The sequence below is a fragment of the Pseudomonas sp. LB3P93 genome (assembly GCF_054898025.1).
The window spans coordinates 5,666,387-5,687,582 of the sequence record NZ_CM142713.1; the positions used below are offsets into that span (position 1 = coordinate 5,666,387).

At 60.1% G+C, this 21,196-nt stretch carries 19 protein-coding genes; 8 read left to right on the top strand and 11 right to left on the bottom strand.

Features of this window, described 5'->3' with window-relative positions; all coding sequences use genetic code 11:
- Window positions 1-4: 4 nt before the first annotated feature.
- The gene (locus ACYZT8_RS25890; protein ID WP_008149222.1) at window positions 5-484 is read right to left on the bottom strand and encodes a LabA-like NYN domain-containing protein; all 480 of its coding nucleotides are present in this window, start codon (window positions 482-484) and stop codon (window positions 5-7) included.
- A gap of 140 nt (window positions 485-624) precedes the next feature.
- Window positions 625-1,386 (bottom strand): DUF2076 domain-containing protein, encoded by a 762-nt coding sequence (locus ACYZT8_RS25895; RefSeq protein ID WP_461976981.1) that lies wholly within the window; start codon window positions 1,384-1,386, stop codon window positions 625-627.
- A gap of 178 nt (window positions 1,387-1,564) precedes the next feature.
- On the opposite strand from ACYZT8_RS25895, the gene ACYZT8_RS25900 reads away from it, so the two are divergent.
- Together ACYZT8_RS25900 and ACYZT8_RS25905 are read left to right on the top strand one after the other, a co-directional pair.
- Window positions 1,565-2,239 (top strand): YciC family protein, encoded by a 675-nt coding sequence (locus ACYZT8_RS25900; RefSeq protein ID WP_461976983.1) that lies wholly within the window; start codon window positions 1,565-1,567, stop codon window positions 2,237-2,239.
- A gap of 227 nt (window positions 2,240-2,466) precedes the next feature.
- Window positions 2,467-3,546, top strand: coding sequence for an endonuclease/exonuclease/phosphatase family protein (locus ACYZT8_RS25905; RefSeq protein ID WP_461976985.1), 1,080 nt, complete (start codon window positions 2,467-2,469; stop codon window positions 3,544-3,546).
- A 125-nt stretch (window positions 3,547-3,671) separates the two neighbouring features.
- Here ACYZT8_RS25905 and ACYZT8_RS25910 read toward each other — a convergent pair whose 3' ends face one another.
- The 5 genes from ACYZT8_RS25910 to ACYZT8_RS25930 form a co-directional block, all read right to left on the bottom strand.
- Window positions 3,672-4,505: an ABC transporter ATP-binding protein gene (locus tag ACYZT8_RS25910; RefSeq protein WP_461976987.1), complete on the bottom strand. Its 834-nt coding sequence runs from the start codon at window positions 4,503-4,505 to the stop codon at window positions 3,672-3,674.
- Window positions 4,493-5,296: an ABC transporter permease gene (locus tag ACYZT8_RS25915; protein WP_461955834.1), complete on the bottom strand. Its 804-nt coding sequence runs from the start codon at window positions 5,294-5,296 to the stop codon at window positions 4,493-4,495. The genes ACYZT8_RS25910 and ACYZT8_RS25915 overlap by 13 nt, the downstream gene beginning before the upstream one ends.
- Before the next feature lie 9 nt (window positions 5,297-5,305).
- Window positions 5,306-6,292 carry an ABC transporter substrate-binding protein gene (locus tag ACYZT8_RS25920; RefSeq protein ID WP_461976989.1) on the bottom strand — a complete coding sequence of 329 codons (987 nt, stop codon included), beginning with the start codon at window positions 6,290-6,292 and terminating at the stop codon, window positions 5,306-5,308.
- Window positions 6,293-6,686: 394 nt separating this feature from the next.
- The gene (locus ACYZT8_RS25925) at window positions 6,687-8,057 is read right to left on the bottom strand and encodes an aspartate aminotransferase family protein (protein ID WP_150630401.1); all 1,371 of its coding nucleotides are present in this window, start codon (window positions 8,055-8,057) and stop codon (window positions 6,687-6,689) included.
- A gap of 21 nt (window positions 8,058-8,078) precedes the next feature.
- Window positions 8,079-9,569, bottom strand: a complete 1,491-nt coding sequence (locus ACYZT8_RS25930) for an aldehyde dehydrogenase (RefSeq protein WP_461982618.1) — start codon at window positions 9,567-9,569, stop codon at window positions 8,079-8,081.
- A gap of 226 nt (window positions 9,570-9,795) precedes the next feature.
- On the opposite strand from ACYZT8_RS25930, the gene ACYZT8_RS25935 reads away from it, so the two are divergent.
- Window positions 9,796-10,716, top strand: a complete 921-nt coding sequence (locus tag ACYZT8_RS25935) for a LysR substrate-binding domain-containing protein (protein WP_461982620.1) — start codon at window positions 9,796-9,798, stop codon at window positions 10,714-10,716.
- A gap of 158 nt (window positions 10,717-10,874) precedes the next feature.
- Here ACYZT8_RS25935 and hrpB read toward each other — a convergent pair whose 3' ends face one another.
- Window positions 10,875-13,391 carry an ATP-dependent helicase HrpB gene (gene hrpB / locus ACYZT8_RS25940; protein ID WP_461976992.1) on the bottom strand — a complete coding sequence of 839 codons (2,517 nt, stop codon included), beginning with the start codon at window positions 13,389-13,391 and terminating at the stop codon, window positions 10,875-10,877.
- A gap of 363 nt (window positions 13,392-13,754) precedes the next feature.
- On the opposite strand from hrpB, the gene ACYZT8_RS25945 reads away from it, so the two are divergent.
- Window positions 13,755-14,174 carry a polyribonucleotide nucleotidyltransferase gene (locus tag ACYZT8_RS25945; RefSeq protein ID WP_461976994.1) on the top strand — a complete coding sequence of 140 codons (420 nt, stop codon included), beginning with the start codon at window positions 13,755-13,757 and terminating at the stop codon, window positions 14,172-14,174.
- Between the two features lie 29 nt (window positions 14,175-14,203).
- On the top strand, window positions 14,204-15,109 hold the full coding sequence (locus ACYZT8_RS25950; RefSeq protein ID WP_461976996.1) for a cation diffusion facilitator family transporter: 906 nt from the start codon (window positions 14,204-14,206) through the stop codon (window positions 15,107-15,109).
- Here ACYZT8_RS25950 and ACYZT8_RS25955 read toward each other — a convergent pair.
- Window positions 15,094-16,146, bottom strand: a complete 1,053-nt coding sequence (locus ACYZT8_RS25955; RefSeq protein ID WP_461976997.1) for a DUF6515 family protein — start codon at window positions 16,144-16,146, stop codon at window positions 15,094-15,096. The two genes, ACYZT8_RS25950 and ACYZT8_RS25955, sit on opposite strands and share 16 nt — an antisense overlap.
- 435 nt (window positions 16,147-16,581) lie before the next feature.
- Here ACYZT8_RS25955 and ACYZT8_RS25960 point away from each other — a divergent pair, with 435 nt between their 5' ends.
- The gene (locus ACYZT8_RS25960) at window positions 16,582-17,061 is read left to right on the top strand and encodes an Lrp/AsnC family transcriptional regulator (protein WP_007894448.1); all 480 of its coding nucleotides are present in this window, start codon (window positions 16,582-16,584) and stop codon (window positions 17,059-17,061) included.
- A 211-nt stretch (window positions 17,062-17,272) separates the two neighbouring features.
- Window positions 17,273-17,482, top strand: a complete 210-nt coding sequence (locus tag ACYZT8_RS25965; RefSeq protein ID WP_109635094.1) for a DUF2788 domain-containing protein — start codon at window positions 17,273-17,275, stop codon at window positions 17,480-17,482.
- Here the strand turns inward: ACYZT8_RS25965 and ACYZT8_RS25970 are convergent.
- Window positions 17,477-18,112, bottom strand: coding sequence for a pseudouridine synthase (locus ACYZT8_RS25970; RefSeq protein ID WP_461976999.1), 636 nt, complete (start codon window positions 18,110-18,112; stop codon window positions 17,477-17,479). The genes ACYZT8_RS25965 and ACYZT8_RS25970 overlap by 6 nt on opposite strands.
- A 71-nt stretch (window positions 18,113-18,183) precedes the next feature.
- On the bottom strand, window positions 18,184-19,683 hold the full coding sequence (gene amn, locus ACYZT8_RS25975; protein WP_461955841.1) for an AMP nucleosidase: 1,500 nt from the start codon (window positions 19,681-19,683) through the stop codon (window positions 18,184-18,186).
- Window positions 19,684-19,944: 261 nt separating this feature from the next.
- Between amn and ACYZT8_RS25980 the strand changes: the two genes are divergently transcribed.
- Entirely contained in the window at window positions 19,945-21,177 is a 1,233-nt protein-coding gene (locus ACYZT8_RS25980) for a hypothetical protein (protein WP_461977001.1), read from the top strand.
- The last annotated feature ends 19 nt before the right edge of the window (window positions 21,178-21,196 follow it).

The window sequence follows — 21,196 nt, forward strand, 5'->3', positions numbered from 1 at the left end:
AAAGTCAATTCTTGAGCAGCAGCGCGCCTTCGATCGGCACGTAGCGGCTGGCGGCACGGATCAGCGAGTTGGCCGTCAGGCCCGGCACGCCGTAGGCCACTGCCTGCACGCCGTGCTTGGTGATGATGCGCTCCAGCAGCATGTCGAAATCACCGTCACCGGACGCCAGCACCACTTCGTCGACATGATCGGCGGCGTCCATGATGTCGAGGGTGATGCCCACGTCCCAGTCGCCTTTGGCCGAGCCGTCGCTGCGCTGGATGTAGGGTTTGAGCTTCACGACGAAGCCGAGGTTGCGCAGGATTTGCTGGAATTGCTGCTGCTTGCTGTCGCCGCGATCGATCGCGTAGGCATAGGCCTCGACGATCTCGCCCTGTTTGCTGATATCAGCCCACAGCGCGGCGTAGTTGAAGTGGCAACCATAGGCCTGACGCACGGTGTAATAGAGGTTCTGGACATCGGCGAACACTGCGATTTTTTTCACCGGGCATCCTCTTTGGCGCAGTTGCGCGCAAGCTGGGTCAGGCACCAGGCCCGAAAAGTGGCCCAGTATGCCAGCCTGAAGGAATGTTCCGCGAATAATCGGCCATGTGGCGAGGGAGTTGCTCCCTCGCCACAGGTGAATCAGACGAAGGAGTCGTCGTCGCCACCAAAGAACGATGAACTGTCATCGCTATAGTCGGCGTCGGTAAAGCCGCCCTGATCGTTGGCGTTGTTGTCCGCCACGCGCTGGTCATCGCCCCAGCCGTTGCCGCTGTCGCTCTGATCGTTGACCTGAGCCGGCTCTTCCTTGATGACTTCCGCCACTTCCGGTTGCTGATTGTGCTGGAACAGGCTGCTGATGCCTTGCGCCAGCATCACGCCACCGGCCACGCCAGCCGCGGTTTTCAGCGCGCCGCCGAGGAACCCGTTGCCAACAGGCTGTTGTTGCGGCGCGTAGTTCTGCTGAGGCGGTGCTGCACCGAAGTTTTGCTGTGGCGGCGGCGAGTTGAACGACGGCCGCCCCGGCTCACGCCATCCACCGTTGGAGGGCGGCGCGCTTTGTGTCGGTGCCGGCTGCTGATCACGGGAACCGCCACCGAAGATGCTCGACAGGAAACCACCGCTGGCGGGCCCGGGTGCCGGCGCCTGTGCCTTGGCCGATTGCAGTTCGGCCTGCAATTGCTGTACTTGCTGGGCGAGTTGCTTGTTCTGCTCGTCGAGGCTTTTGATGGCGGCTTCTTGAACCAGAATCGCCTGGGTCATGAAATAGCCCGCCGCAGGTTGGCGAGTCAGGTGTTCCTTGATCCGCGCCTCAGCCTGGGCGTCGCGTGGGGCTGAATCCGTTTCGGCCTGTTGCAGCCGGGAAAACAGTCCATCGATCAGGGTTTGTTCTTCGCTGTTCATGGCGACCTCGTAGATTGCCGGAGAAATCGTTGACCTTTACCAAAGAGGATAAGGTGCTCGACCTTAATGGAGGCTGAAACAAGTTGTTTCAATGACCTTTACCGAACGTTTACGTTTGCGCCCCAAAGGGCTTCATCGGTTAAAGTGGGCCACTGCTTTCAACCTGCGATACCGACTGATGAATTCGTTCGATGTGCTGCGTGACTCTCTGTATTTCTTCAAGCGCAATCTGGGCCAGATTGTGCGGCTGTGCCTGCCGCTGGTGATCTTCGAAGCGCTGCTGCAACAAGTGGTTGATCGCTCCACCGAGCCGGACAGTTTTCCCGGTATCAGCGTGATGGTTGGCTTACTGGTGTATCCGCTGTACACCGCCGCACTGATCCTGTTTCTCGATGCCCGCAGCCGTGGCGAATCGCCGAGCAACCGCGAGCTGCTGTCGAGGTCGGCTTACTTGTGGCCGCGCTTTGCCTTGCTCACCGCCCTTAACACCTTGCTGATCCTGATCGGCCTGTCGCTGTATTTCCTGCCGGGCATCTGGCTGATGGTGACGCTGGCGTTTGGCGAGTACCTGCTGGTGTTGCGCGGCCTGGCCCCGTTGGCGGCGATGAAGGAAAGCCTGCGCCTGACCCGCGGCCATTTCCTGCGCATCCTGGTGTGCATTTTGTGTGTGATGGGCCCGTTGTGGGTGCTCAAGGGCGCGACCCTGGCGATTTACCCGGAGCCACAGAACCCGGTGATTTCGCTGCTGATCGACAGCGCACACAGCTTTTTGCAACTGTTCACCAGCGTGGTGTTGTTCCGGTTGTTCATGCTCATCAGCGATGTGCCCGAGAAAATTGATGGACCTCTTTGAAGAGCAACGCGGCCCTTTGTAGCAGCTGGCGAAGCCTGCGTTCGGCTGCGAAGCAGTCGTAAAACCGGCACGCGCGGTTTGCCAGATGCACCGTGAGCACTGATTTTACGACTGCTTCGCAGCCGAACGCAGGCTTCGCCAGCTGCTACAGGGTCATGTGGTATGGCTTATTGATGGGCATGCCGTTTATGCTCGGGCTCATCTTTTGTAACGCTATAAGCCGAGCCATGACCCGTCTACTGCGCTACACCCTGCTGGGCCTGCTGATCGCGGCAGGCCTGATTGCGTTGCTGATCTACAACCTGACCTGGCGCCCCGGTGCCAAGGAAGCGTTGCCAGTCAGTTGCAGCACTCAGACACCCACGCTGGTGCCCGGTCAGGCGCTGAAAGTGATGACCTGGAACGTTCAGTACCTCGCAGGTAAACGCTACGTGTTCTGGAATGACCAGGCCGAAGGTGACGACGAAAGCCCCACCCCCGAAGACATGGCCTTCAGCCTCGATGAAGTGGCGCGGGTGATTCGCGACGAGCAACCGGACGTTGTGCTGTTGCAGGAACTGGATGACGGCGCCAAGGCCAGCGATTACCAGAACCAGTTCAAGTTACTCCAGGAACGGCTCGCCGACCTTTACCCGTGCAGTGCTCACGCCTTCGACTGGAAAGCCGATTTCGTGCCGCAGCCGCACATCTTCGGCAGCGTCGGCCGGCAACTGGCAACCCTCAGCCGTTTCCAGATCGAACACGCCGAACGCCTGCAATTGCCGGTCGCCTCGGCCAACATCATCAGCCGTCAATTCAAACCGAAGAACGCCTTGCTGGTGACGTACCTGCCGTTGAGCGACGGTGGCCAGATCGCGGTGCTCAATACCCATCTGGACCGCGTCACTCAACCCGACGAAACCCTGCAAGCCCAGGTTACCGCAGTGGCCAAGGTGCTCGACAAGCTTGAAAGCCGCGGCACCCCGTGGTTGATCGGTGGCGACTTCAACCTGTTGCCGCTGGGCCAGTATCGACGCCTGCCCGACGAACAACGCGCGCCGTACTCCATCGACAGCGCATTGCATGTGCTGTGGGACAAATACCCGATGATCCCCACAAACAACGAAGCCGGCGGGGTCGATCGGGCACGGTGGCTGACCCACTACCCGAACGATCCAGGCTTGAACGGCCCGGACCGGACGGTGGATTACATCTTTTACAGCCCGCGGATAAAACGGGTCGAGGCCATGGTGAGGCAGGACGATACCTTGCGGATCTCCGATCACCTTCCGGTGATTGCGCGGTTCCTGCTGCCTGCGGTGCCCTAACGGCAAATCAGCACAAAACCTGTGGGAGCGGGCTTGCCCGCGATAGCGGTGTGTCAGGCTGCAATTATATCGACTGACAGAATGCAATCGCGGGCAAGCCCGCTCCCACAGGGATTGCGGTGTACTCAATGTTCCTCCAGCTCATCATGCAATAGCCCAAAAATCCTGCGCTTCATATCGATAAACGAGCGCTCCATGACCATGTCCAGGGTCCGTGGGCGTTCGATCGGCACGTCCAGAATCTGCTTGATCCGACCCGGCCTGGCGCCCATCACGTAGACCCGATCCCCCAACAGAATCGCCTCGTCGATATCGTGGGTCACGAACAGCACGGTCTTCTTGCTGTTGCCCCAGACCCGCAACAACAGCTGCTGCATTTGCAGGCGCGTCTGGCTGTCGAGCGCGCCGAAGGGTTCGTCCATCAGCAGGATTTGCGGGTCATTGGCCAGCGCCCGGGCAATCGCCACACGCTGCATCATGCCGCCGGACAACTGCTTGGCGTAGTTGTCGGCGAACCCGGTGAGGCCCACTTCGTTGACGTAGTAGTCGACGATCTCCTTGCGTTGGGCCGCCGCCATGCCGCGCCGCTTGAGGCCGAATTCGACGTTCTGCCGCACGGTCAGCCACGGGAACAATGTGTAGCTCTGGAACACCATGCCGCGATCCGCGCCGGGGCCTTGCACTTGCTGGCCGCCGACGTAGATCTCGCCTTCCGTGGGTTCATTCAGGCCGGCGGTGAGGTACAGCAGACTCGACTTGCCGCAGCCCGACGGCCCGACCAGCACGGCGAATTGTTGATCCGGCACTTCGAACGACACCTGCTCCAACGCGGTGAACATCCCGCCGTCAGGTTTCTGATAACGCAGGCTGACCTTGTCCACTTGCAACCGTGGCGCGGCCTGCACCGGGGCGGCCGTGGGTGTGACGAAACGCGGGTTGACGGCGCTTACTGAGCCCATGCGGCGATCCTCAGACGTAGGAAACGGAACAGTTGATCGGTGACCAGACCCAGCAGGCCGATGATCGCGATTGCCAGGAAAATCACATCCACTTGAAAGCCGCGCATGGCTTTGAGGCTCAAGTAACCCAGACCGCTGGAAGCGGCGACCAGCTCGGCGACGACCAGATAGGTCCAGGCCCAGCCCATGGTCACGCGCAGTGTGTCGAGCACACCCGGCAAAGACGCCGGAGCGATCACATGCAGCACCGCATCGCGGCGAGTGGAGCCCAAGGTGTAGGACGCGTTGATCAGGTCCTTGGAGATGCCTTTGGACACGTCCGCGATCATCACCAGTTGCTGGAAAAACACGCCGAAGATAATCACCGAGACCCGCTGCTCAAGACCGATGCCGATCCACAGAATGAACAGCGGCACGAACGAGGTGACCGGCAGGTAACGGATGAAATTGACCATCGGCTCAAGGAACGCCTGGACGATGCGGAAGCTGCCCATCAGCAGCCCCAACGGCACCGCCACCAACGACGAGATGATGAAACCGACCATCACCACTTCGAGACTGGCCCACACGTGTAAACCGAGGGTGCCGTCGCGGCTCAGGCGTACGGCGGCTTCAACCACCGCGCCCGGTGTCGGCAAGAACATTCCCGGCACCACGCCGCCATACGACAACCCGGCCCACAGGCCGATCAATAACACCCAGGCCAGACCGCTCGCGCTCCAGATCACCTGCACGGGCAGGCCGGTCTTTGGCGTGATGCAGCGGCTCAGCCATGAATTGCGCTTGAACATGCGGACCTCCTACAGCGGGCTGACGAAGCGGTTGTCGATCAGATCGTCATTGCTGACGTTGTAGGGTTTGCCCTGCAATTCGCTGGCGGTTTCGTTGGCCAGTTTGATCAGCCGTTCGCTGTCGCCCGGTTTGCCCGGCGAGCCCAGGAGTTTTTCGCTCATGGCCTGATCGTAGAAGCGCACGCCTTGCGCAGCAGCGGCCAGTTCCTTCGGATCGGCGAGGTAACCGCCGACGCCTTTGGCCATGATTTTGTAGGCTTCTTCCGGATGGTCCTTGGTGTACTGCACCGCTTTGTAGAGACCGGCGACCAATGCCTTGACGTCTTCCGGTTGTTTCTCGATGACCGTGCAGTTGAGCGCAACCACGTCGACAATCACCCCCGGCGTACTGCTGCTGTCGATCAGCACTTTGCCTTGCTGCTTGTTGCGAACCATCGACAGATGCGGTTCCCACGTCACGGCGGCTGGCACACGACCGGCGATGAACGCGGTGGCGGCGTCGTCAGCCGTCATGTTCTGCACGGTGATGTCGCTCATGGTCATGCCGTGTTTTTTCAGCAAGTACGACAACCAGAACTGCGAGGTCGACCCTTCGTTCACCGCCACCGCTTTACCTTTCAGCTCTTGCAGACTCTTGACGTCCTTGCCCACCAGCACGCCGTCGCCACCATGGCTGTCATCGAGTGCAGCTACGGCTTTGAAACAGAATTGCGGACGGTACTTGAGCACTTCGTCGATGGTCGACGCCGAGCCTGACAACTCGCCCGAAGCCTGGGCAGCCATGTACATCGAGGCTTCTTCGACGACGGGCAATTCGACGGTCAAACCGCCTTCCTTGAAGTAGCCCAGGTCCTGGGCCAGGTAGAGCGTGCCGTAACCGACCCACGTGGTGTGACCGATGGACAGGGTGCCGGCCTGGGCGCTGGTGGCGACCGTAGCGGCGATGGCGGTGATCGCCAGTGGATGAGCGACGCGTGTAAGCAAGGACTTGATCATGGAGCACTCCCAAAGCTGTTGATTTAGTTTTGTCATGGGCAGTACGGCCAGCGGCTTTGGAAAAGCGCTGCCACGGGTGGTCTCTGATGGACCTTTTTGTGGGCAGCGTTCGGCTGACTGGCGAGGTCGATGTTGGACCAGGGGCGGGAATAGGAAAATTAGGAAATATGTCGAGGCGAGCGATGAAAAAACTGGGTAGCGTGCGCCGTAAAAGTGCGGTGTGGGCGAGGGTGCACGGGGTGGGTGCAAACAGAGAACAGGAGGTTGTTTTCGCAGGAGTGATCGTTCCCACGCTCTGCGTGGGAATGCCTCAATGGACGCTCTGCGTCCGCTTTGGGACGCGGAGCGTCCCGGGCTGCATTCCCACGCGGAGCGTGGGAACGATCAGTTGGTGTCAGAGTCGGCCGTATTCCTGAGCCGTACGATCAACCGCTTTCAGGGTTTTTCCAACAAGCTCATCAACCTCTTCCCGACTGGCAATCAACGCCGGCGCCATGATCATCCGCCCCAGCGTCGAGCGAATAATCACTCCTTCTTCAAAGCCAATCGTGCGGCAGCGCCAGGCGATGTCATTCTCATTGGCAAAGCGCTTGCGGCTGGTTTTGTCCTCCGCCAATTGCAACGCCGCGACCATGCCGACACCCTGAATATCACCCACCAACGGGTGATTGCCGAACACCTCGCGCAGGCACTGTTGCAGGTACGGCCCGATGTCATCCTTGACCCGCGTCACCACCCCTTCATCGCGCAACGCCTTGAGGTTGGCGATGGCCACCGCCGCTGCCACCGGGTGCCCGGAATAGGTCAGGCCGTGGGCAAACACCCCGCCCTGCTCCACCAGCACCTGGGCCATTTTCTTCGACAGAATCAGCCCGCCCATGGGGATGTAACCGGAGGTCAGCCCCTTGGCGATCGACAGCGTGTCCGGCTCGAAACCGAAGTGTTCGTGAGCGAACCATTCGCCGGTGCGACCGAAGCCGCCGATCACTTCGTCGGCGCACAACAGCACGTCGTACTTACGGCAAATCCGTTGAATTTCCGGCCAGTAACTTTCCGGTGGAAAGATCATCCCGCCCGCGCCCTGGAACGGTTCGGCGATGAAGCCTGCGACTTTGTCCGCGCCCAGTTCAAGAATTTTCGCTTCCAGTTGCTGCGCCGCCCGCAGGCCAAATTCGGCCGGCGTCAGGTTGCCTTCGTGGGCGAAAAAGTACGGCTCATCGATGTGTTCGATGTCGGGCAGCATGCCGCCCATTTCATGCATGAATTTCATGCCGCCGAGCGCCGTCGCCGCCAGGGTCGAGCCGTGGTAACCGTTCCAGCGACCGATCATGATTTTCTTCTCGGGCTTGCCGAGGATCGTCCAGTAACGCCGTACGGTACGGATCAGCACTTCGTTGGCTTCGGAGCCGGAGTTGGTGTAGATCGCGTGGCTGTAGTGGCCCGGCAACAGGCTGAACAGCAGCTCCGAGAGCTCGATCACCTGCGGGTGGGTGGTGTGGAAAAACATGTTGTAGTACGGCAACTGCTCAAGTTGTCGGGTCGCCGCAGCCGCCAGGTCCTTGCGCCCGTATCCGAGGTTGGTGCACCACAAACCGGACATGCCGTCGAGGTAACGCCGACCATCGTTGTCCCACAGGTGCAAGCGCTCGCCACGGACCATCACCCGGGGTCCTTCATCGTTGAGCGCTTTCTGATCGACGAATGCGTGGATGTGGTGCGCAGCGTCGGCGGCCTGGTAGTCGCGGGTTTCACGTGGTGTGGTCATCGCCAGTTCTCCGTTTTGTTGTTAGCGCAGCTGAAACCAGGTGGTCTTCAACTGGGTGTATTTATCGAATGAGTGCAACGACAGGTCGCGACCGAAACCGGACTGCTTGCCGCCGCCGAAAGGCACGGTCACGTCGAGCGCATCGACGCTGTTGACCGACACCGTGCCCGCTCGCAATTGCCGCGCCACACGGTGGGCTCGATTCAGGTCGTCGGTCCACAGCGAGGCCGCCAATCCGTAGACGCTGTCGTTGGCCAGTTGCAAGGCGTGGGCCTCGTCGTCGAACGCCGTGACCGCCAGCACCGGGCCGAACACTTCATCGCGAAACAGCGGCATGTCCGGGCTTACGCCAGTAAAAATCGTCGGCTGAATGAAGTTATCGGAACCGTTGAAAATCGACTGCCGGCCACCGCACACCTTGGTCGCGCCCAGGCGTTCGGCCTGCTGGATGAACTTCATGATGCGTGCAGTCTGACGGCTGTCGACAATCGCCCCGGCGCTGCTCGACGGGTCCAGCGGATCACCCGGCTGCCAGCGCTCGGCCTGCACTTTGAGGCGCTCAACGAATTCATCATGAATCGAGCGCTGCACCAGCAAACGCGAGTTGGCCGAGCAGACTTCGCCCTGATTGAAGAAGATGCCGAACGCCGCTTTCTCGGCGGCCAGATCCAGGTCCTGGCAATCGGCGAACACCAGATTGGCGCTCTTGCCGCCGCACTCCAGCCACACCTGTTTCAGGTTCGATTGCGCCGAATACTGCATGAAATATTTGCCGACTTCGGTAGAGCCGGTGAACACCAGACAATCGACCTCCGGGTGCAAACCGAGGGCTTTGCCGGTCAGATCTCCGAGACCCGGCAGCACGTTCAGCACGCCTGGCGGCAGGCCGGCCTCGAGCGCCAGTTCGGCCAGACGCAGGGCAGAAAACGGTGATTGCTCGGCGGGTTTGAGGATCACCGAATTGCCGGCCGCCAACGCTGGCGCGAGTTTCCACGCGGCCATGTCCAGCGGGAAATTCCACGGCACCACGGCAGCGACCACGCCCAGCGCTTCGCGGGTAATGGTCGCCAGCACGCTTTGCGCACTGGGGGCGATCTGGTCGTAGAGTTTGTCGAGGCTTTCGGCGTACCAGCGAAACACCCCGGCGGCGCCCGGCACGTCGATGTTGTAGGCATCCATGACCGGTTTGCCCATGTTCAACGAGTCGAGCAGCGCCAGTTCTTCGCGGTGGGTCATGATCAGATCGGCCAGACGCAGCAACACTTGCTTGCGCTCACTCGGTGAACGCGCCGACCAGGTGCCAGCCTCGAACACTTGCCGTGCATTGCGAACCGCTGCGTCCACGTCTTCATCAGCGCAAGCGGTCACGTTAGCCAGACGCTGGCCAGTGGCGGGGTTGATCGCCGTGAAGGTCTGCCCCGACTGCGCCGAACGGGGTTTGCCGTCGATCACGGCCTGATCGGGAAACCGCAGCGCGGCAGCTTTGTTTTGCCAATATGCAAGCTCGAACACGTTCAGATGCTCCATGGGCTTTTCTTGTGTTTTGGATGGTGGCCCAGGCCCGAGTCCAGTAAAAATAGTAAAAATGTCTTCGCAGACCATGAAAAAACTGGGCAGCCAATCTCCCCGGTGGCGCGGGATGTGGTTATTGTTCAGGCATAACAACACCGTCGTCAGAACGGATGCAGTCGGCGCAAAAATTGCCTGGATGTCGAGTCCATCCAACCCGAGGTTTGCCGTGGCTGCCTACAACCTGCGTCAATTGAAGTACTTCATCACCACCGTCGAATGCGGCAGCGTCGCCGAGGCCTCGCGCAAGCTGTACATCGCTCAACCGGCGATCTCCACCGCGATCAAAGGCCTGGAGGACAGCTTCGGCGTGCAACTGCTGATCCGTCATCACGCCCAGGGCGTGTCCCTGACGCCGAGCGGTGCGCGCTTCTATCGCAAGGCCCAGGAACTGCTGCGCATGGCCAAGGAGTTCGAACAGAACGCCCTGGCCGACAATGACGTGGTGGCCGGGCAAATCGATATCGGCTGCTTTGAAACGGTTGCGCCGCTGTACCTGCCGCAATTGATTGCAGGGTTTTCGGCGCTGTACCCGGGGGTGAAAATCCGCATCCGCGACGGCGAGCAGCAAGAACTGGTGCAAGGCCTGACGTCGGGCACCTTCGACCTGGCGATCCTCTATGAGCACGACCTCGACGCCACCATCGAAACCGAACCCCTGATGCCGGCGCAGCGGCCTTATGCGTTGTTGCCGGCGGATCATCGTTTTGCCCAGCTCAAGCAAGTATCGCTGCGCGATCTGTGCCTGGAGCCGATGATTCTGCTGGACGTGCAACCGAGCCGGACCTATTTCGTCAGCCTGTTCGAAGAGCTGAACCTGTCGCCGAACATTGCCTTCAGCTCACCGTCGATCGAGATGGTGCGGGGGATGGTCGGGCAAGGGTTCGGATTTTCGATCCTGGTCACTCGGCCGCATTCGGAATGCACCTACGATGGCAAGAAGGTGGTGTGCGTGGACATCATCGAAGACGTCACCGGCTCAGGGCTGGTGGCGGCGTGGTTGAAGCGCGGGCAGCTGACCAAGCCGGCGCAGTTGTTTGCTGATTATTGTAGGGAGCAATTGACCGCCAAGGCTGGGGCCAGGCCTTGAAGTAGATCGATCGTTCCCATGCTCCGCGTGGGAATGCCGCCGGGGACGCTCCGCGTCCCGCTGTTATTGCAAGGCTTAAGTCTTGCGCAATGGTGACGCGGAGCGTCACGGGATGCATTCCCACGCGGAGCGTGGGAACGATCATCACAATTCAGGCGTTACTTGCGGGGCTTGATCCGCGCAGTCGCCTCAGCCACCAACGGATCATCCGGCCAGTAATGCTTCGGATACCGCCCCTTCAAATCCTTCTTCACCTCGGCATACGTGCTGCGCCAGAAGTTCGCCAGATCCTGAGTCACCTGCACCGGCCGCCGTGCCGGGGACAGCAGATGCAGCTTCACCACTTGCCGCCCCCCGGCAATGCGCGGGGTTTCGGCCAGGCCGAACAGCTCCTGTAAACGCACGGCCAGAATCGGTGGCTGCTCGCTGTAATCCAGACGAATCGAAGAACCCGACGGCACGCTCAGATGATGCGGTGCCAGCTCATCCAGGCGTTGCGGCAGCGGCCATGGCAGCAGATTGTGGACGATGCTCGACAGGTCCAGATTGGCGAAATGACTGAGCCGCGAGACTTTACCCAGATACGGCATCAACCAGTGCTCAAGGCTTTTGAGCAGCGCGGCGTCGCTGACATCCGGCCATTCACTTTCGCCGTTGCTGCCAAGGTCCAACTGGCGCAACAACGCCACCCGCGCCTGCCACTGACGCAGCTCCGGGGTCCACGGCAACAGCTCCAGCCCCTTGCGGCGTACCAGATTCACCAGCGCCTGACTGCGCGCGGTTTCGTCGAGGCCCGTCAGCGGTTCACGGCTGAGGATCAATTCACCGACCTTGCGCTGACGCTCGGCACGCAACATGCCTTCACGCTCGTCCCAATCCAGTTGATCGACCACGCGCACTTGCTCGGCCAGCACCGAATCGAACAGCGCCGGATCGAAATCCGTCGCCAGATAAATCCGTTCCTCACGCTGGCCCTGACGGCTGCCCAGATCAGCAATCACCAACCACGATTGCTTCATCAAACTGTCCGCTTCAGCGAACAACGCCGCACGGCCGTTGGCCAGGCGATATTCAGCGCCACCGGCCCGACGTTGCTGGGCGACGCGGTCGGGATAGGCCAATGCGAGTAATGCGCCAAGCCAGCGCGGATGATCCGGATCGCTGACCGGCTCCGACGCTTTACCGCGCAGGTAACCGCGATATTGCCGCGCCAGTTGCCGGGCGCGTTGCACGCCGCCCTGAGCACCGCGAGCGGCCCGCTCTTCGCCGGACAACAACACCAATCGGCTGTGCAGATCCGCTCCGGCGCCACGCAAGATATCCCGTTCGCCAAGCAATGCCGCGACATCGCAAGCCATGTCGGCCAAACCGAGCGCCTGACCACGCAACAACAAATGCGCGATGCGCGGATGGGCCGGCAGTTCGGCCATGGCCTGACCGTGACGGGTCAGCGCTTCGCCGTCCAGCGCGCCCAGGCGATCAAGCAGATCCTGCGCCTGTGCATAAGCCGCCGCGGGCGGTACGTCGAGCCACACCAATTGCGTCGGCGTCACGCCCCAGCGTCCGAGCTGCAAGGCCAGACCCGCGAGATCGGCCGAAAGAATTTCCGCGCTGGCATAGGCCGCCAGTTGCTCGTGCTGATCCTGCGACCACAGCCGATAACACACGCCCGGCTCCAGGCGCCCCGCCCGGCCGGCGCGTTGAGTGGCGCTGGCTTTGGAAATCCGCTGAGTGTCGAGCCGGGTCATGCCGCTGCCCGGATCGAAACGCGGCACCCGCGCCAACCCGGCATCGATCACCACGCGCACGCCATTGATGGTCAGGCTGGTCTCGGCGATGTTGGTCGCCAGCACCACTTTGCGTTTGCCTGCCGGGGGCGGATCGATAGCCGCGCGTTGAGCCGCGAGGTCCAGTTCACCGTGCAACGGGCAAAGCAAAACCTGTGTGCTCTCGCCCAGCGCATCCGCCAGTTGCTGATGAACGCGACGGATTTCCGCCTGCCCCGGCAGGAACACCAGTACGCTGCCGGTCTCATCATTCAAGGCTTCGAGAATCGTCTGCACCAGACGCGGCTCGATGAACTCACCGGGCTGGAACGGCCGGCCCCAGCGCATCGCCACCGGGTACATGCGGCCTTCACTGCGCAGGATCGGCGCATCATCGAGCAACCCGGCCAGGCGTTCGCCCTCCAGAGTTGCCGACATCAAGAGGATTTTCAACGGTTGATCGTCGCGAAACAGCTCCCGGCCATTCAGGCTCAGGGCCAAGGCCAGGTCCGCGTCGAGACTGCGCTCGTGGAATTCGTCGAAGATCAGCAGGCCAACGCCTTCGAGTGCGGGATCATCCTGCAAACGTCGGGTGAGAATGCCTTCGGTGACCACTTCGATACGCGTTTTGGGGCCGACTTTGCTGTCCAGTCGAATGCGATAGCCGACAGTTTCACCGACCTTCTCGCCCAGCTCACTGGCCAGCCGCTCCGCCGCCGCCCGCGCCGCCAGACGGCGCGGTTCAAGCATCAGAATGGTCTGCCCGGCCAGCCACGGCTCGTTGAGCAAGGCCAGCGGAACACGGGTGGTTTTACCGGCACCGGGCGGTGCTTCGAGCACCGCTTCGTGGCGTGTAGCCAAGGCTTCACGCAGAGCGGGTAAAACTTCATCAATCGGCAGAGAAATCATGCTGGCTCCACAGGGCGTGCCCACAGTAAATTGCGAGTCGCGTTGAAGTTGTGGGCGTGCCAGGCAAGGCGCGGGACGCTGGTAAGGGTCGTTTCCTTACCAAGTCTCGCAACGCAGCATGGCGCGTCCACAGCTTCAGCCCGGAGGGCCGAACCCCGATAAAATTTATCAGCCGTTACACGTGGTTGATCTGGAAAAAACAACTTCAGTACTCAACTATTCCAGGAAGGGGTGAGACGCGGCCGCAATTTACTGTGGGCACGCCCTGCCGCCGCGAGTATAACGGCGAACTGCTCGGGGTTTATCACGGTCCTAATTCATATAGACGCCCCTTCGTTTACCAGATGACTCAGGAGATTTCCTATGCGTGTTCCCTCTCGCTTGATTGGCGGTGTTTTGGTCGCCACCCTGCTCACCCAGGTGACCGCTTGCGGATCGATTTTCTACCCCGATCGCCGTGGGCAGATTGACGGCAAGATCGACCCGGCCATCGCCGCTCTGGATGCCGTGGGCCTGCTGTTCTACATCATCCCCGGCCTGATCGCGTTTGCCGTGGACTTCGCCACCGGCGCGATTTACTTCGAGCCTGGCCGCACTGCCCAAGTGGCCCCGGAAAAACTCAAGGAAGCGATCGGCACCGACGGCAAGGTCGATAACCATAAGTTGCAGACCATTCTCGAAACCGAGCTGGGCCGCAGCTTCCCGCTGGATGACCCACGCCTGATCCAGCACAAGGGCAGCGCCCAGCAACTGGCCATGTTCGGCCTGCAACCTGCCGCGTAACCCGTGTATTTAAAGGAATAGCCGCACCTATGATTTCCAGCTCCGAACACGCCCGCCTGCTGCGGCTGGCAACCCGTGCCTCGGTGGCGGTGGCGTGTACGCTGATCGTCGCCAAAGCCATCGCCTGGTGGTTGAGCGGCTCGGTGAGCATGCTCGCCGGGCTGACCGACTCGGCGCTCGACGGCGTCACCTCCTTGCTCAACTTGCTGGCGGTGCATTACGCCTTGCGCCCGGCCGATGCCGACCACCGTTACGGGCATGGCAAAGCCGAGTCACTGGCGGGCATGGCTCAAGCGCTATTCATTGGCGGCAGCGCGGTGCTGATTGCCTTGCAGGCGATCGAGCGACTGAAACATCCGGAACCGGTGGGAGCGCCGTGGATCAGCATCGGGGTGATTGTGTTCTCCCTGGCGCTGACTCTTGCGTTGCTGATGTTGCAACATCGGGTGGTCAAGGCCACCGGCTCGAATGCGGTGCGCGCCGACTCCCTGCACTACCGCTCGGACCTGCTGCTCAATGGCAGCATTCTGGTGGCGCTGGTGTTGGCCGGGTTTGGCTGGCATCAGGTCGACCCTTGGTTCGGACTGGGAATCGCCGGGTACATTTTCTGGAGCGCAATTCAGATCGCCCGGGAAAGTTTTACGGTGCTGATGGATGAGGAGCTGCCGCCGGATGTCAGTCAGCACATGCTCGAACTCGCCTGCGGCGTACCGGGCGTATTGGGAGCGCATGACCTGCGCACGCGGATTTCCGGCAACCAGTGGTTTGTGCAGTTGCACCTGGAATTGCCGGGGGACCTGACCCTGTCAGTCGCCCATGGCATCAGCGATCAAGCCGCCGATGCGATTCACGCCGCTTACCCGCGAGCCGAAGTGCTGGTGCATGCCGACCCGCAAGAAGTGGTAGTGGCCGCCAGGGCTCAGAAAGAAACCTGATAACCGCGACTGCTCAGGCAATTACCCTGGGCCTGTCGGTAAGCTTGCACCACCGAGGGGTCTGGCTGGTAGGTGGCCGTCCGCGGATTGAAGCCACTCTGCTGCACCGCGTATTGATAGCACTCGTAACCGTCCCGAGTGACCTGCTCCGGCGACTGACCGTTAGCCGGATAGGCCTCTACGTCGTAACTATTGCTGACCGGTTGCGGCTGCGGTTGCGACTGCATCGGCGGCTCGACCACCACATAGTCTTGAGTGTTTTCCTGATAGGCGTAATACGAACCCGCCGCCAGGAACAGCAGCGCCCCGCCGATCCACACCTCACGCGCGTAATCGGGCAAATAGCTGACTCGAATCCCGCGAGGCGGTTGCACCACTACATAACGCGGGCCTTGCGGGCGATACCAGTAGCCACCGGAATAGAAATAATCCCGACCACCATAAGGTACGCGGTAGTCACGGTCGGGGAAGCGGTCGATCACATGACCTGGACGATATTGCGGGCCGGGGCCCCAGCCATTACCGTGCCCGTCCGGGCGACCGGCCCAACGGCGATCATCGGGACGTGGACCGTTGTTCTGCCAGTGCTGGTTGTAATCGTTGCGCCGCGGAACGTCCTGATAGTAGCCACGTTGCGGCTCCTGGGTCTGGCGCACGGTGTCGGGGCGACCCTGGATCGGCAGATCATTGGCCGGTAGTTGCGGCGGTGGCGGAGGTGAACGAACAGGATTGTTGTAGTTGGGCTGCTGACGGTTCTGCCACTGGCCGTTGTTCTGATTCTGGTTGTTCTGATTCTGGTTGTTCTGATTCTGGCCGTTGTGCTCGAACTGGCGGCTGTTGTCGCCACGAATGATGTCGTTGTTCTGCGGGCGCGACTGATGATTGCCGCCACGCCCCTGATTGTTGCCCTGATGGCCGTCCGATCCACGCTGCCCGTCATCGGGGCCACGGTTTTGCTGATCATCGGCCAGCGATTGCGCAGTGACACTCACACACAGCAAACCAACACCGGCCAAACGCCAGATGCGCGACTTCATGCTTTTCCTCACTGCGGGTTAGGGCCTGTACGTAAGACTGGGAAAGTACAGGGCGGTTCTGCAACAGGTTATCAGTCGCGCAACTTATTTATTGAGGGCGGCCCACAAATTCCGGGCAAAAGAAAAGGGAGACCCGTCGGCCTCCCTTTGAGAACTTCGTCCGTGCTCGACGCTTATGACGTCGGCTCACCTCACGCCGTCTTCTGGACAGTGTGTAGCTCGGGGGCCGGCACATCCCCTGTGGGGGTGGCGGCCGCCGCTGGCCTGATTGGGCGAGCGGCTGTGGACTGTTTGTCCGAGCAGTGATTCTGGTGATAAGAATAGGCCGGACGCGCCGACAGAGGATTGCGAAGATTGCTCAATTAAACATCACTTGCGCAATTTTTAACCCTGGATAGATAATCTGCCGCAATAGTTATGACAAAGGCCTGACTGATGAGCAAACTCGACCGATACGACTTGAGCATTTTGGCGGAATTGCAGCGTGATGCGCGCATCTCCAACCAGGAGCTGGCCGAACGCATCGGCCTGTCGCCTTCGCCTTGCTCGCGCCGGGTCAAGCAACTGGAAGACGACGGTTACATCACCCGCCAGGTGGCGCTGCTGGATCGCAAGATGCTCGGTTTGAGCCTCACGGCTTACGTGCTGATCGGCATGGACCGACATACGCCGGAGCGTTTCGAGAACTTTGAAGCTGCGATTCGCACCTTGCCGCAAGTGCTGGAATGCAGTTTGGTCACGGGGATGGATGCGGACTATCAGCTTAAAGTCGTCGTGCCTGATATGGATCACTACCAGAAACTGCTGCTGGGACATTTGACCCGGATTGAAGGGGTGACGAGTGTGCGGTCGAGTTTTGTGTTGAACCAAGTGTTAAACAGTACCGAATTGCCGCTGACTCATCTTCGCAGCTAAGGACGCCTTCGCGGGCAAGCCCGCTCCCACAGGTCATGTGTCGCGCCTGAATCCTGAGGCCGACACAAATCCTGTGGGAGCGGGCTTGCCCGCGATGGGGCCGGCACAGGCGACGAATAGCTGCGACACACTGCCGCAGGTCAATCCTCCACCACTCCCCCATGCCGTATACTCCAGCGCCTTTTAGCCTCGCCCGCGCTGGAGATATTCAATGGATCCTGCAGTATTCGAAGAGTGGATGATGACTGGACTGGTCAGCATCCTGATCATTTTCATGGGTTTCATCGTCTGGGATCTGGCGAAGAAATCCAAGGCCGGACGCTTTGGCTCGGTCATCCTGTTCTCCGTACTGGGCTTGGGCGTAGCGGCGTTCGTGATCAAAAGCGTGGTGATCGGCCTGATCGAATCCGGCGCGTTATAAGCGCGCCGGCACTTCCTTCCACTGGCCCTGATCGAGCCCTTCGATCGTCCAGTCGCCTATTCTGACCCGTACCAGACGCAACGTCGGCAAGCCGACCGCCGCCGTCATGCGCCGCACCTGACGGTTTCGCCCCTCGCGAATCACCAATTCCAGCCAGCTGGTCGGCACGCTTTTGCGAAAGCGCACCGGCGGGTTGCGTGGCCACAGCTCGGGTTCATCCAGTTGCCGCGCTTCGGCCGGCAAGGTCATGCCGTCATTGAGCTCGACGCCGTCACGCAATCGCTGCAACTGCTCAGCGCTCGGCTCGCCCTCCACTTGCACCCAATAGGTCTTCGCCAGTTTGTGTTTCGGGTCGGCGATCCGCGCTTGAAGCTGGCCATCGTTGGTCAGCAGCAGCAAACCTTCGCTGTCACGGTCCAGCCGTCCTGCCGGGTAGATCCCCGGAATCTCGATGTAATCCTTGAGCGTCGCCCGCCCTCCTTCGTCGCTGAACTGCGTCAGCACATCGAAGGGTTTGTTGAACAGGATCAGCTTCGGCTCGGCCGGTGGCGCTTTGGCGACACGGCGGGGGGCTGATGGCGGGTTGTTCGGGCCAGGGCGGCGAGAAACGGGACGTGGAGGACGGGGCATGGCGAAAAGAACATCTAGCGGTCAGGGCTGCTAATGCTAGTGCCCTGACCGCCAAATGACCATGACAACTGTCAGCGGAACGGCGGCTCGTCGAAGCTGCGCAGTTTGCGCGAGTGCAGCGAGTTGAGTTCGGTGCGCAACAGATCCACCGCCTCGATACCGATCTTCAAGTGCTGGCTGACCGCACGCTCATAGAAGGCGTTGGCCGAACCCGGCAGCTTGATTTCGCTGTGCAGCGGTTTGTCCGAAACGCAGAGCAACGTGCCGTACGGCACCCGCAAGCGATAGCCTTGCGCTGCGATGGTGCCGCTTTCCATGTCCACCGCCACGGCGCGGGACAAGTTGATCAGCGGACGCTCCTGAGCCCAGCGCAATTCCCAGTTACGGTCGTCGTACGTCAGTACGGTGCCGGTGCGCAGGCGTTTCTTCAGCTCGTCGCCCTTCTCGCCGGTAATGTTGGCGGCCGCTTGCTGCAAGGCCATCTGCACTTCGGCCAGGGCCGGGATCGGAATGTTCGGCGGCACGACCCGGTCGAGAATCCCGTCGCGACGCATGTAGGCGTGAGCCAATACGTAGTCGCCAATGGTCTGCGACTGACGCAAGCCGCCGCAGTGGCCGATCATCAACCAGCAATGTGGACGCAGCACCGCCAAATGGTCGGTGATGTTCTTGGCGTTGGACGGGCCGACGCCGATATTCACCAGGGTCACGCCGTGGCCATCGGTGGCGATCAGGTGATAGGCCGGCATTTGATAGCGGTGCCAGACCACGCCGGCAGCAATCGCCGAGGCTTCGCCGTGATCCATGCTCTTTTCGATGATCACGTTGCCCGGTAGCACCATGCGCACGAAACGCGGATCGCTGCGCAACTGTTCCAGGCCATGGACGATGAACTGGTCGACATAGCGGTGGTAGTTGGTCAACAGAATCCACGGCTGCACATGACGCCAGTCGCTGCCGGTGTAGTGCACCAGACGGCGCAGCGAGAAATCCACCCGCGCGGCGTCGAACAGGGCCAGTGGCAGTGGATCGGTGTTTTCCCAATCGTACAAACCATCGGCGATGCCGTCGGTCGCGGCGGACAGGTCCGTACTCGGGAACACCCGCGCCAGCACGGCAGCGGTGACGCCGGAACCGGCCAGCTCATCGCCCTGCTCGACCACGTATGGATAAGGAATGTTTTGCTGGCTGATGCCGACTTCCACGGTCACGGTGAAGTCGTGCATCAACGGCACGAGTTGTTCCAGCAGATACTTACGAAAGGCCGCCGGATGGGTGACGGTAACGCTGTAAGTTCCGGGCAGTTGAACCTTGGCATAGGCGCGAGTGGTCTGTGGGACTTCGCCCTGGCAGTGGTAGGTCAGACGCAGTTCGGGATAACGAAACATCGCACGCTGTTCAGCGTCCGGTTCAACTCGATCCTTGAGATAACGCTTGAGCGCCTGGTTCAGCGCGGTGGTTGCACGGTTGTGCAAAAGCGCAAGCCGGTCCACGGCTTGCTCGGCGGTTTGAACGACAATAAAAGCTTCGGTCACGATCAGCATCCTGTGTTCTGACTTGCAGAGCTTCATCTTGCCTGCATCGCAAAGCAAAGGCACGAGCAAGACGTCGATCAAGTGTTCACTCACGCGTCTGATCGTGCCAAACGATTCGAGGACGACACCGGGGACCCAATCACTCCTCATAGGCCCCTTCAATCAATTGAAAGGTATTGATACCTGTCAAAGTTGACAGCTATTCGCACTCTTGGTCCAAGCGTAGATTCTGCGAGCAGAACAAATTTTTATCTGCGCAGATCCGATGCTGTCGCGCACCACAGAAAGGAAAAATCCATGAGTAATATCCTTGGTAGCGGCAGACCTGACCCACACTTCGCAGATAATGGCCTCCTGCGGTTTGCCGTGCCATCAGGTTTCAGAGGTCACTCAAAGGTACTGCCGGACGATACATACATCTCGATCGGTTCTACCACCCCGGACTTAATTGCTGACAGCATCGCAATTCTGAGGCATGACATTGCGGGGAAGCCCATCGGCAACGTGGCCACTTTGCAACTGATCCGGGACACCTCCTTTGTACTTCGAAATTTACTTGTGCAAGCAAACCGGAGCGTTGTGATCTTTGGTGCACTGGAGGGTAACAAGACACTGTTCGCCCGGGTGCTGCCAGACAACACCCTTGATCGGTCATTCGGCACGAATGGTTTCACTATCTTCAGCCTCAAAGATGATTATTCACCGGGTGATCGCCACGACAGGTCAGGCATGGTTGCCCGCAACGATGGCAGCATTGCGGTAGCCATTGAGTTGAAAATTGGCGGGAATAATGACGGCGGCGCTCTATTTTCGATTGATGAAAGTGGAAGACCGGAAAATGATTTTGGTGATGAAGGCGTTACCTACAGTGAAGGGGAATCATCCTTCCAGGGGCTGGCAGCACGACCTGACGGAAAATTGCTCGTCGTAGGGCGACGCGACAAGGGGGGATTGGTTGCACTGTTTACCCGTGATGGCGCACCGGACAAAACCTATGACCAGTATGGCAATGGGTATGTACTTATCGATGGAACAGGAGCCTACCACGTAGAGCTGGTTGCGATTTCAGAGGCGCAAGGCGAGAAAACGCTAGTGTCGGGTTACCTCCTGAAAGGCCAAAACGGCACTCCCGTCTTTCCCTCCATCGCATTGGTAGCTCGACTTGAGTCTGATGGCTCTCTGGACAAAACCTTCAATAACGGACAATCACTCGAAATCAAGAGTGATGTTAGCCAGATTGCCAGAGGACTGGCCGTTCAGTCCGATACAAGCAAGGATTCCTCATCTAGCACCCGCGCTATACGAAAAATCCTGGTATGGATCCCTGAAAACATAGCCTCTACAGGAGCCATATTGAGGCTGGATGATACTGGCAAACCTGACCTTACCTTCGGCCCTGAGGGCATGTTTTATGTCGACACTGGGGATTATCAGAATGGATTTGAGCAGTTGTCGAATACCAAGGCTGCTATTTATGGCTCGTCCACGGAAGGAACGACAGGTGCGATCGCTCGCTTCCTGACTCAATAACTACTGACGATGAAAGGAA

What these genes read in the sequence shown, in the direction of transcription:
- ACYZT8_RS25895 (WP_461976981.1), bottom strand. Translation starts at nt 1,386, where the DNA reads ATGAACAGCGAAGAACAAACCCTGATCGATGGACTGTTTTCCCGGCTG.
- ACYZT8_RS25900 (WP_461976983.1), top strand. Translation starts at nt 1,565, where the DNA reads ATGAATTCGTTCGATGTGCTGCGTGACTCTCTGTATTTCTTCAAGCGC.
- ACYZT8_RS25905 (WP_461976985.1), top strand. Translation starts at nt 2,467, where the DNA reads ATGACCCGTCTACTGCGCTACACCCTGCTGGGCCTGCTGATCGCGGCA.
- ACYZT8_RS25910 (WP_461976987.1), bottom strand. Translation starts at nt 4,505, where the DNA reads ATGGGCTCAGTAAGCGCCGTCAACCCGCGTTTCGTCACACCCACGGCC.
- ACYZT8_RS25915 (WP_461955834.1), bottom strand. Translation starts at nt 5,296, where the DNA reads ATGTTCAAGCGCAATTCATGGCTGAGCCGCTGCATCACGCCAAAGACC.
- ACYZT8_RS25920 (WP_461976989.1), bottom strand. Translation starts at nt 6,292, where the DNA reads ATGATCAAGTCCTTGCTTACACGCGTCGCTCATCCACTGGCGATCACC.
- ACYZT8_RS25925 (WP_150630401.1), bottom strand. Translation starts at nt 8,057, where the DNA reads ATGACCACACCACGTGAAACCCGCGACTACCAGGCCGCCGACGCTGCG.
- hrpB (WP_461976992.1), bottom strand. Translation starts at nt 13,391, where the DNA reads ATGATTTCTCTGCCGATTGATGAAGTTTTACCCGCTCTGCGTGAAGCC.
- ACYZT8_RS25945 (WP_461976994.1), top strand. Translation starts at nt 13,755, where the DNA reads ATGCGTGTTCCCTCTCGCTTGATTGGCGGTGTTTTGGTCGCCACCCTG.
- ACYZT8_RS25950 (WP_461976996.1), top strand. Translation starts at nt 14,204, where the DNA reads ATGATTTCCAGCTCCGAACACGCCCGCCTGCTGCGGCTGGCAACCCGT.
- ACYZT8_RS25955 (WP_461976997.1), bottom strand. Translation starts at nt 16,146, where the DNA reads ATGAAGTCGCGCATCTGGCGTTTGGCCGGTGTTGGTTTGCTGTGTGTG.
- ACYZT8_RS25960 (WP_007894448.1), top strand. Translation starts at nt 16,582, where the DNA reads ATGAGCAAACTCGACCGATACGACTTGAGCATTTTGGCGGAATTGCAG.
- ACYZT8_RS25965 (WP_109635094.1), top strand. Translation starts at nt 17,273, where the DNA reads ATGGATCCTGCAGTATTCGAAGAGTGGATGATGACTGGACTGGTCAGC.
- ACYZT8_RS25970 (WP_461976999.1), bottom strand. Translation starts at nt 18,112, where the DNA reads ATGCCCCGTCCTCCACGTCCCGTTTCTCGCCGCCCTGGCCCGAACAAC.
- amn (WP_461955841.1), bottom strand. Translation starts at nt 19,683, where the DNA reads ATGAAGCTCTGCAAGTCAGAACACAGGATGCTGATCGTGACCGAAGCT.
- ACYZT8_RS25980 (WP_461977001.1), top strand. Translation starts at nt 19,945, where the DNA reads ATGAGTAATATCCTTGGTAGCGGCAGACCTGACCCACACTTCGCAGAT.